Here is a 969-nt window from a genome sequence, read left to right on the forward strand (position 1 = left end):
CGGAAGCCGGCGGCTTGCAGCGCTTGGCGGTACTCGGTTGAAGCATATTGGATGCCGCGATCGGAGTGATGGATCAGGCCAGCGCCGGGCTTTTGTCCCTTGATCGCCATCCGTAATGCGGCGAGCGGCAATTCGGCGCGCAGATGTTCGTCCATCGCCCAGCCCACGATACGACGGTTGTACAGATCCATAATGGCGGCCAGGTACAACCATCCCTGGCCGGTCCAGACATAGGTGATGTCGGCGAGCCAGACCTGATTGCGCAGGGCGGCCGAGAAGTTCCGGCCGAGCAAATTGGGCGCGATCGGGAAGCCATGCCCGCTGTCGGTGGTGCGGCATCGTCGTGGCCCGGCCGAGATGGCTCGAACGCCATGATGGCGCATCTGCCGCTCGATCCGGCCACGGCTTGCATGATGTCCCTGGGCTTTGAGTTCGACATGGATGCGCGGGCTGCCATAGCGACCATGACTGTCGCGATGAACCCGCTTGATGTCCTCCAGCAGCTCTCGATTGGCCGCGGCCCGGGGGCTTTCCGGGCGCGACCGCCAAGCATAGTAGCCCGCGGGCGAGACGCCGAGCACACGGCACATGATCTTAACCGGATAGTCCGCGCGGCGATCTTCGATGAAGCGGAACCTCATGTCCGGGGTCCAGCAAAGATCGCAATCGACTTTTTTAAAATGTCGCGCTCCATGCGCAGCTGTTCGTTTTCCCGCTGCAACCGTGCGATCACGTCAGCTTGGTCCGCCGACGGCACCGCCGCTTGCGACGTGGGCGCCGCAGCGCTGCCGCCGGCTGCCACCGTGCTCCGCTCCTTCACCCATCGGCTGAGCACCGAGCCGTCAAGCCCGAGCTCCTTCGATACCGACTTCGCCGAGCGGCCGCTCGACAAAACCAGATCAACTGCCTGCCGCTTGTACTCGTCCGAATAGCACCGACGCTGCCGTTTCGTCATCTGACACCTCTCGC

Annotated in this window: 2 protein-coding genes; both read right to left on the minus strand. The window is 63.6% G+C overall.

The genetic code is table 11. The features are described 5' to 3' along the window. A partial coding sequence (locus tag CWO91_RS42290; protein WP_130221185.1) for an IS3 family transposase occupies window positions 1-641 on the minus strand: 641 nt, incomplete at its 3' end. Further along, window positions 638-955 carry a transposase gene (locus CWO91_RS42295; RefSeq protein WP_130221186.1) on the minus strand — a complete coding sequence of 106 codons (318 nt, stop codon included), beginning with the start codon at window positions 953-955 and terminating at the stop codon, window positions 638-640. The genes CWO91_RS42290 and CWO91_RS42295, both read right to left, overlap by 4 nt. Between the last annotated feature and the right edge of the window lie 14 nt (window positions 956-969).

Source organism: Bradyrhizobium genosp. SA-3 (assembly GCF_004212635.1).
Lineage (GTDB): Bacteria > Pseudomonadota > Alphaproteobacteria > Rhizobiales > Xanthobacteraceae > Bradyrhizobium.

What these genes read in the sequence shown, in the direction of transcription:
- CWO91_RS42295 (WP_130221186.1), bottom strand. Translation starts at nt 955, where the DNA reads ATGACGAAACGGCAGCGTCGGTGCTATTCGGACGAGTACAAGCGGCAG.